The 8,359-nt window shown below is 34.7% G+C and carries 9 protein-coding genes and 1 pseudogene; 5 read left to right on the top strand and 5 right to left on the bottom strand.

Features of this window, described 5'->3' with window-relative positions; translation table 11 throughout:
* From ACOI1C_RS21660 to istA, 3 genes are all read right to left on the bottom strand, one after another.
* The coding region (locus ACOI1C_RS21660; protein WP_422512672.1) for a hypothetical protein at positions 1-245 on the bottom strand (245 nt) is incomplete at its 3' end.
* A 61-nt stretch (positions 246-306) separates the two neighbouring features.
* Positions 307-1,080, bottom strand: coding sequence for an IS21-like element helper ATPase IstB (gene istB, locus ACOI1C_RS21655; protein WP_422512671.1), 774 nt, complete (start codon positions 1,078-1,080; stop codon positions 307-309).
* A gap of 239 nt (positions 1,081-1,319) precedes the next feature.
* Positions 1,320-2,612: an IS21 family transposase gene (gene istA, locus ACOI1C_RS21650; RefSeq protein WP_422512669.1), complete on the bottom strand. Its 1,293-nt coding sequence runs from the start codon at positions 2,610-2,612 to the stop codon at positions 1,320-1,322.
* 461 nt (positions 2,613-3,073) lie between these two features.
* On the opposite strand from istA, the gene ACOI1C_RS21645 reads away from it, so the two are divergent.
* Both ACOI1C_RS21645 and ACOI1C_RS21640 read left to right on the top strand, forming a co-directional pair.
* The gene (locus ACOI1C_RS21645) at positions 3,074-4,555 is read left to right on the top strand and encodes an MBOAT family O-acyltransferase (protein ID WP_422512667.1); all 1,482 of its coding nucleotides are present in this window, start codon (positions 3,074-3,076) and stop codon (positions 4,553-4,555) included.
* Between the two features lie 11 nt (positions 4,556-4,566).
* Positions 4,567-5,706, top strand: coding sequence for a hypothetical protein (locus tag ACOI1C_RS21640; protein ID WP_422512665.1), 1,140 nt, complete (start codon positions 4,567-4,569; stop codon positions 5,704-5,706).
* Positions 5,707-5,876: 170 nt separating this feature from the next.
* On the opposite strand, the pseudogene ACOI1C_RS21635 reads toward ACOI1C_RS21640, so the two are convergent.
* Positions 5,877-5,999 (bottom strand): annotated as a pseudogene (locus tag ACOI1C_RS21635) (IS3 family transposase); the annotation flags it as partial.
* Between the two features lie 260 nt (positions 6,000-6,259).
* On the opposite strand from ACOI1C_RS21635, the gene tnpA reads away from it, so the two are divergent.
* The 3 genes from tnpA to ACOI1C_RS21620 all read left to right on the top strand — a co-directional run bounded on the left by tnpA (position 6,260) and on the right by ACOI1C_RS21620 (position 8,068).
* Complete coding sequence (tnpA, locus tag ACOI1C_RS21630) at positions 6,260-6,403, top strand: IS66 family insertion sequence element accessory protein TnpA (RefSeq protein ID WP_422512664.1); 144 nt, start codon at positions 6,260-6,262, stop codon at positions 6,401-6,403.
* Between the two features lie 267 nt (positions 6,404-6,670).
* On the top strand, positions 6,671-7,891 hold the full coding sequence (locus tag ACOI1C_RS21625; protein WP_422512663.1) for a YHYH domain-containing protein: 1,221 nt from the start codon (positions 6,671-6,673) through the stop codon (positions 7,889-7,891).
* A gap of 12 nt (positions 7,892-7,903) precedes the next feature.
* The gene (locus ACOI1C_RS21620) at positions 7,904-8,068 is read left to right on the top strand and encodes a hypothetical protein (RefSeq protein ID WP_422512662.1); all 165 of its coding nucleotides are present in this window, start codon (positions 7,904-7,906) and stop codon (positions 8,066-8,068) included.
* Between the two features lie 55 nt (positions 8,069-8,123).
* Here ACOI1C_RS21620 and ACOI1C_RS21615 read toward each other — a convergent pair.
* On the bottom strand, positions 8,124-8,359 hold a 236-nt coding region (locus ACOI1C_RS21615), incomplete at its 5' end, for a hypothetical protein (protein WP_422512661.1).

Genomic DNA, 8,359 nt, shown 5'->3' with positions numbered 1-8,359 from the left:
CTTGCTTCCTTCCTAAATCCACCATTTATTTTTAAACGCCAGTCACTACTTGTTATTTCTTGTTTTACAGCATTGTTCCAAAGGCTGTTTTTCGTGCTCGTAAGGGCACGCGTTCTAGTAATGAACGATCCTTTTACTACTTCCCAGCGCTTACTGTCATATCCCTCTTGATAGGCAGTAATAAATACTTCTTGAACATCTACAGGGGGAGAATGTATATCATTCTTTCCGTCTTGATAACCCAAGTGTAACCGTCAAGTAAAATTAAACAGTTTTCCACAATTAATTTTAAACAGTTTTCCACAATTAAGATTCAACAGGTACTTCATTAAATAATGCTTTTCTATATTTCATTCGAATACTATCTGCTTCCTTATCGAAAGTCAGAATCTCACTGCGGTGTAGTAAGCGATCTAAGATGGCGGTGGTTAGAGTGGGGTCTCCTAGAAACTTTCCCCACTCACCTGGTCCTTTGTTTGAAGTTAACACGAAAGCAGCCTTGTCATATAGATCGTAGATGAATTGAAAGAATAGGTTCGCTTCCTGTGCTTCGTAGGTCATATACATGACATCATCAATGATAATTAGATCTGATTCTATGATTCTTTTATATCGAGTTCTTGACTTACTGGTATATTCTCTTGTTTTTAAGATATACATGAGTTGACTCATGGAGACGAAGGATACCTGGTATCCCTTTTCCACGGCATGTATGCCTAACGCAATGGATAAATGAGTTTTTCCAGAGCCTGTGGGTCCCATCATAATTAATGTGAAGCTTTCCTCTATCCAATTCAGCTCCTTTAACACCTTTAATTGCTTCTCACCAATGGCAGTTTGCTCTTTTAAGTTATAGCTCTCAAATGTCATTTTCTCCGGAAATTCAGCCCATTTCATTAACCTTTCACTATTCTTCTTCTCTCGACAACTCATCTCGTAGCTCAAGAGCTTATGGATGAATTCATGATATGTCCAGCTTTTGGATTCTGCCTCCCTCATTAGGGCGGGTAGTTCCTTGGCCGTCTCGGCGAGACGCAAAGTACGGCATTTATCTTGTAATGCTTCAAACGGCTGACCCATCAAACTCTACCTCCTCCTAAAACTTTTAAATATATGTCATCAGACCGTTCTGGCGCAATTAGTTCTTTATATTTCGGGTTTAGTTCTGTGGTGACTACAGGGGATGAACATTGACTCTGAATAGACAGTGAGTGTGCGATATCTCGGAAGTCATTTGCACTTGTCATCTTAAGCTTTTTCATCTCCTGCATTGCTTGTTCACAATAACTTGGATATAACTTCATGGAGCCTTGTAATATCTATAATTGATCCATTAAATGTCGTGGGTATTTTTCTTTTAGTTGCTCCACTAGCCATTGAATGTTTTCTTTATCTATGAATACATCTTCTATTTCCTGAATCAGGGCTTCTCTTTTAGATGTGTTACGTTCCCGATGTGAAGGGTCTGATACTAGTAGTCCTCTTCCTTCTGAAATCCGATGCTGCGCCAATATAGACCCTGTCTGTTTAAGTCGTATGAATAGATGACCCGCGTCTTCTTGAAGATAGGCTATATTAGGAGCTTCATTTCTGTATGTCCCTATCGGGACACTATAACGGTTTCCTCCAAACCGAATCACATTGTCCTTTTGAATCATTCTTGTTATACTTGATAGGAGAACATTCTCAAATATATAAGTACCAGAGACTTTCTTTAAGTGTTGCTTTTCCAGGGCGTGCACTTCTGAAGGTCTCTTTTTTGTATTATGATGAACTTTATGATTGCCTGTTCGTTTCAACCAAGCATTGCAGGATAAATTCCAGTCTGCAATATTGTCATATACTCGATTTTTACTGAAGTTGTTTTTGACGAATTGTACAACCTGTTCAATTTTCCCTTTTGTCTCCGGATCGCTTTTTCTACAAAGATATATGTTGAATCGACGGGTCTGGTGATACTTCGTAAATTCCGCCGTCATGATAAGGTCTCCTGCATTTTCACTTACCGCTAGTAACGCATCCTGGTCATACACCATCTCCAATGGCATTCCCTCAAAATAATGAAAAGCATTTTCATGCATTCTAATGACATCAGACGTTCGAAACGGCCGGTCTAGCCACTCGACATATTTATATCGGGAATGGGAAAGCACGAATGCGATAAAATATAGTCGCTTGTTACACCCCTTTATATCCTTCGCAACAGTCTGTCCGAAGTCCACTTGTACTTGTTGTCCCATAGGAAGCTCTGGGACAGATGAGTATGTTCGTTGCACACTTATTTTTGGGATGTGATAGACATCTCTCATATGATTCACATAATTCCGAACTGTATTTTCAGCCACGTCTTTAAAATGCAACTTCTCCTCTAGCCAGTCAAATATCTGTGCGCTTGTTAGATCGGGATATTCCCGCAACCAACCAAGTACATCATTATGGTAATGGTCTAACTTCTTTTCTCTCGTTTTAAGCGAGCTTGCAAACTCTTGAAATTCCTCAAGTGACATACTTAAGTAATCTATCACCCTATTTCTTGATATGTTTAGCTTTCTAGAAATGGAACTCTTGGAAAATCCTTCTTTGTGTAGACGATGAATCTCGATGTAATTCATGAAACGGTTCACTCCTAATTCCTCACTTTCAATAGACTAATTCAAGTATATTGAAAGTTATAATATAGTGGGTAAACTGTTTAATCTTATTTGTGGAATTCTGTTCATTTCTATTTGTGGAAAACTGTTAATTCTAGTTTAGCGTTTACACCAAGTCAATAAATTCAGCTTGTTTTGCTTCGACTCTTTCTGAGACGACTTTGTTAAACCCTTCTTCAAATGATGATTTCAGACTAGAGTAAGCGGTTCTCTTGCTTCACAGATAACGAAAAAAAGATTTTAATTCGGGATTCCCCTTATTTCCTAATGATAGGAATTTACAGGTATAAGTATTACTATTTTTCCTCCGGTTACGAATGCAATATAGAATAACAATTTAGCAAAATCTTTTCTAACTAATTTATACACGTAAATTTTTTTGTTGGTACGTACAATTCAAACTTTTTTGTAGGAGTATAACTATGCTGTATAATTCATTTGCATTTATTTTTGTCTTTCTTCCCGTCGTATTCTTAGTTTACTTCTTCTTAAATAGGAGAAGGTATACTATGTTAGGGAAATTTTGGTTGGTTATAAGTTCTCTGCTTTTTTATAGCTGGTGGAATATTAATTATCTACCATTAATTTTACTTTCAATTTTAGTGAATTATTTTTTAGGCAAAATTATTCAAAGGGATAATATATTTAACTCGAAATCAGTTCTGTTAATAGGATTAATATTTAATTTAGGTTTGCTTGGATATTTTAAATACACCAATTTTTTTATACATAATGTAAACACTCTTTTTGCAACTAACCAATCTCTATTGGAATTGTCATTACCGCTTGCTATTAGTTTTTTTACCTTTCAACAGATTGCTTATATAGTAGATATCTATAAGAAGGAAATTAAATCATCAAATTTATTAAACTATGCTTTTTTTGTTACCTTTTTTCCACAATTAATAGCTGGACCAATCGTTCATCATAAAGAATTAATCCCCCAATTTTCAAACTTAAGAAAAAAATTAGTGAATTATAGATTTGTTACACTAGGTATTTTCCTTTTTTCTATTGGCCTTTTTAAAAAAGTGATTCTTGCGGACTCTTTTTCTATTTGGGCATCACAAGGGTTTGATCAATTGAAGGTTGTAACCTTTATAGAGGTATGGGTTATATCGTTATCATATACATTTCAAATTTATTTTGATTTTAGTGGATATATGGATATGGCTATAGGTGCTGCACTCCTTTTTAATATAACACTACCATGGAACTTTAACTCCCCATATAAAGCTACCAACATTCAAGATGTCTGGAACAAATGGCATATGACTCTAGGTAGGTTTTTATATCGCTATCTTTATATGCCATTAAATAAATACCTATTACGCAAGGTCTTTACTCCTTTAGGCTTAAAGGATAAAGTGAATGTTAGAACGAGTATAAGTTTAATATTGATGTTCCTCATTAGTGGTCTGTGGCACGGAGCTGGTTGGACTTTTATTTTCTGGGGTTTCTTACACGGGATGGCAACCGTAGTTCATCGTTATTGGAAGCTGACCAAGATAAGAATGAATAACGTTCTGGCGTGGTTTATTACATTCAATTTTATCAATTTTACAATGGTCTTTTTTAGAGCTGAAACCTTTCCTGACGCTATAAAAATCTTGAGGGGTATGATAGGACTCAATGGTTTAACTCTTCCAGAAAGATTCGAAGAACTATTTCCCACTCATTTTAAGAGTATAATTACTTTTGATAATTTACCATTAAATGACACAATAGGTGCACTTCAATATATATTAGTAGGCTTTATCATTATTCTTTGCTTTAAAAATACAAAGCAGTTATCAGATACATTCAAGCCTACCTTATGGTCCTTTATCCTTTGTATTTTTCTTATTTTATATTCTATTTTAAATTTGACTAGAGTAAGCGAGTTTATCTACTTTAACTTTTAAGGGAGATATTTATGAGACAATATAAAAAATGGTATCTGTATTTAATAATATGTAGCTTAATTAGTATAATATGTATTATTATTTTTTGCTTTATGATAGATCCGTATAAAATTTATAACACACCTACTATTAAACACTATAATTTGAAGAAAATCGAAAGTAAAGAGTATTTAATGAAAGCAAGGCAGGTTGCCACAAATAAGCCAGAGGTAATATTCTTAGGCTCATCTAGAACTAGATTGGGGTTAGACCCAGATTATTATTATCAAGCAACTGGAGAAATCGCCTATAATATTGGACTTAGTGGAGCAAATATTTATGAACAGATGCGATATTTTGATTATGCACTAAAAAGTAATCCGAACTTAAAAAGAGTCATTATTGGGCTGGATTATGAGGGGTTTAATACTTATAGAAATAACACAATTGCTTTTGTAGATTCTCGACTAGATACTCATCTATTAATTAAAGAGGATCTCCTTAGTACCTTATTGAGTGAACAATCGTTAAAAGATAGTATAAAAGTTTTCATAGATAATATTAAAGATGAACAGAAGTATACAAGATCAGTTTTCTTACCTAACGGAAGTCATAATGAAAGTGAAATCGTGATAAGGAACGAAGTATTATTAAAAAACGGTAGAAATCCCTTTTATGAACATTTGAACGAACATTTGAACAATGAAGAAATTCTTAAGAATTATAAGTTATCTGATCAAAAATTACAGAATTTTATTAGGTTGGTAAATTTGTGTGAAGTAAACAATATCAAATTAGATGTTTTTCTTCCTCCCGTTCATGCAATACAGTTAGAAGGAATTAGAAAAGCAGGTCTTTGGAATGACTTTGAAAGATGGAAAAAAGAGATTGTAGCAATTACCCCTGTATGGGACTTCTTTGGATATAACTCAATCACAACTAAGCCACCTATTAATTTTGAGTTCTACACTGATCAATCTCACTATCGAAAAAATGTAGGAAATCTTATATTTAATAGTATATTAGACATACATTTAGATGCAGTTCCGGGGGATTTCGGCATAATATTGACCAAAGAAAATATAGATTTGCACTTGAAGGCAATTAGGGAAGATAGAAGAGACTGGGCGGAAAGTAACCCTGGAATTGTAAGGAAAATTAACGAATTATAGGGGTAAGGGATTAGTTTTGCATGCCTGTGGTTAATTTGCGTGCCTGTCACCACTCGAATTTTCTTGTTTCACAGAAATGTTTCACATAAGATGGTTGTACGTTTTTATATGAATAAGGGGATGTGACTAATAAACTGGCACCTATGTCAAGGACACTATAAAAAAGGAGACTAAGCAACTAGAAGATGATTCCTATATTGAATAGGGGTCATCCTTTTTAAGTTCCACTGATATCGATAATTGTTATAGTAAACCATATAATGATTTATTTTCGCTTTTAATTCTTCCAATGTTCTAGCTGAGTCATAGTTCAAGCAAAAGCAACTAGCAGCATAGAAATTCACATCACGAAAGAAGCAAAGGGTACGTCCCCATGCTTCTATGGGAATTTAATTTGCGTGCCTGTCACCACTCAAATTTGCTTGTTTCACAGAAATGTTTAACACAAAATGGTTGTACGTTTTTAAAGGAAAGCGTAAAATAGCACCCATCTTCAACTTAAACATCAAGGTATGAGATAATCCTTTCAAATATACATTTGAGGGGGTATTTTATGTCTAAAAGTGAACGGAGAAAGGAATGGGAAAGACGGATCGCTAACCTTCGAAAAAATGGATTAACACATTTCAAATGGTGCGAGTTGAATGATGTTACTATTCATCATCTCAAATATTGGCTTAGACAATTTAAATCATAAATTGTTTCTTCCGAGCCTTCTCTTAAATGGGTTCCGTTAAGAATGATGATTCGATGAATACTATTCAAGAAAGCTCATTAGTTCTCTAATTATTTTAGAAACCCTGCTTGTAAACTACTCCTAAATAACGCTCTAACGCACTATTGTAATTAAGTTGTAAATATGTAAAAGTAAAGAGTAAGAATAAAATTGCATTTTCAATGGTTGATTTTACAATTTTAGTCTCAATTATTACACTTTTTAGAGTTATAGAATAGGAGAGTTTACATGATTAGAAAAATTGCTATTATTGTTTTCTTTATTATCTTTCCATTTGGAACAATGGTAAATGCACACTCAGGTAGAACTGATTCAAGTGGAGGGCATAACTGTAGTAGTAAATCCATTTCTAAGGGTTTATGTACAGGATATCACTATCATAATGGTGGTGGCTCAAGTTCTGGTGGATCTTCCTCTAATATTAGTGCGGCTACTAGAAATGACAAGGATTGTTCAGATTTTGCTACATATGATGAAGTTGTTGAATATTGGAATGTAAAGGGATACTCTGCAACATACGATCCGGAGAATCTTGATGGATGGGGAAATGGTGTAGTCGATGATGGTATTCCTTGTGAAGCTCCAGGTGGTTATGATAAAACAAAAATAAATAACAGCCCTGAACAAGCCCAATTTAAACAAAATCAACAAGATAGTTCTAATGGAGAAAGTCAAGGTTACAAACAAGGAGTAGAGGATGGTTATCAGGAAGCCTCCAACAATAGCGAAGGTTCTACTGGAACTGATGCTTTTAATCAAGGTTATTCAATAGGCTATTACAAGGGTTACGAAGAAGGTAAAAAGAAGATTGATTCAGAAAAAAAATTTGCAAGCGAAGAAGGATATTCCTTAGGACAAAAACAAGACAATTTAGATGTTCCAGATAAATACGCTTCTTACTCTAGTCTGAAATCATCATTTGAAGAAGGGTTTAACAAAGCCGTCTCAGAAAGAGTCGAAGCAAAACAAGCTGAATTTATTGACTTGGGTTATCAAGACGGAAAGAATGATATACATTCTCCCCCTGTAGATGTTCAAGAAGTATTTATTACTGCCTATCAAGAGGGATATGACAAAGGACAAAATGAACTAAAAGAAGAGTACTTCAAACTTGGATATGCTGACACTTTTACAATGGTAACCTATGAAAACCCAAACCTACCAAATGAAAAGTTTACAGAATGGTACAAACAAGGGTTTGAATCAAATAAAGAAATTAATGAAATTAAGGATTTTGCTCTATCTCTAGGTGCAAGTGGAGAAGAACAGGTTATTCCTTTTGGATATAAAAAAGCAGAGAAGGTATTTAGTCATTATTATGAACTTGGATATAAAGAATATCTAGTGGAAAAGAAAGAAAACCAAACAGCTTCTGCTGGAGGTGTAGGTATTCTAGCACTATCTTGGTTAGGTAGAAGGTTGTATGTAGCTAAAAATATGATTGGGTAAGGGGGATTCAAAATGGGGATATATCGAACTGTTTGTCATAAGGTAGAGGATCTATTCGTAAAAGCATTGTCAAAGAACCAAGATCCATTAGTTGTAAAAGAGAAAGTGACTCAATATCGAATTGAAAAAGACAATAAAGTAGCTGAGCAAAAAACATATTCAAGCCCAGAAACGTGAAGAACAAAAATTTTAGGTCACAGTGACGCCCCGGAATTTATCGAATGTTATTAGGTTATGCAGTGCAGTGGAAGCACGGGGACGGTTCTCTTGCTTCCTTCCTAAAATTACCATTTATTTTTAAACGCCAGTCACTACTTGTTTTTTCTTGTTTTACAGTATTGTTCCAAAGGCTGTTTTTCGTGCTCGTAAGGGCACGCGTTCTAGTAATGAACGATCCTTTTACTTCCCAGCGCTTACTGCATGCTCTCTCCACATAAGAAAACGAGTTCTCTTCGGTCTGGAAAACAA

It is taken from the genome of Bacillus sp. DJP31, from assembly GCF_049310945.1.
Taxonomy (GTDB): Bacteria; Bacillota; Bacilli; order Bacillales; family SA4; genus Bacillus_BS.
This window is presented reverse-complemented; position numbering and strand designations above follow the sequence as displayed.

Excerpts from the sequence above, each read along its gene's own strand:
- istB (WP_422512671.1), bottom strand. The coding sequence starts at position 1,080 with ATGGGTCAGCCGTTTGAAGCATTACAAGATAAATGCCGTACTTTGCGT.
- istA (WP_422512669.1), bottom strand. The coding sequence starts at position 2,612 with ATGAATTACATCGAGATTCATCGTCTACACAAAGAAGGATTTTCCAAG.
- ACOI1C_RS21645 (WP_422512667.1), top strand. The coding sequence starts at position 3,074 with ATGCTGTATAATTCATTTGCATTTATTTTTGTCTTTCTTCCCGTCGTA.
- ACOI1C_RS21640 (WP_422512665.1), top strand. The coding sequence starts at position 4,567 with ATGAGACAATATAAAAAATGGTATCTGTATTTAATAATATGTAGCTTA.
- tnpA (WP_422512664.1), top strand. The coding sequence starts at position 6,260 with ATGTCTAAAAGTGAACGGAGAAAGGAATGGGAAAGACGGATCGCTAAC.
- ACOI1C_RS21625 (WP_422512663.1), top strand. The coding sequence starts at position 6,671 with ATGATTAGAAAAATTGCTATTATTGTTTTCTTTATTATCTTTCCATTT.
- ACOI1C_RS21620 (WP_422512662.1), top strand. The coding sequence starts at position 7,904 with ATGGGGATATATCGAACTGTTTGTCATAAGGTAGAGGATCTATTCGTA.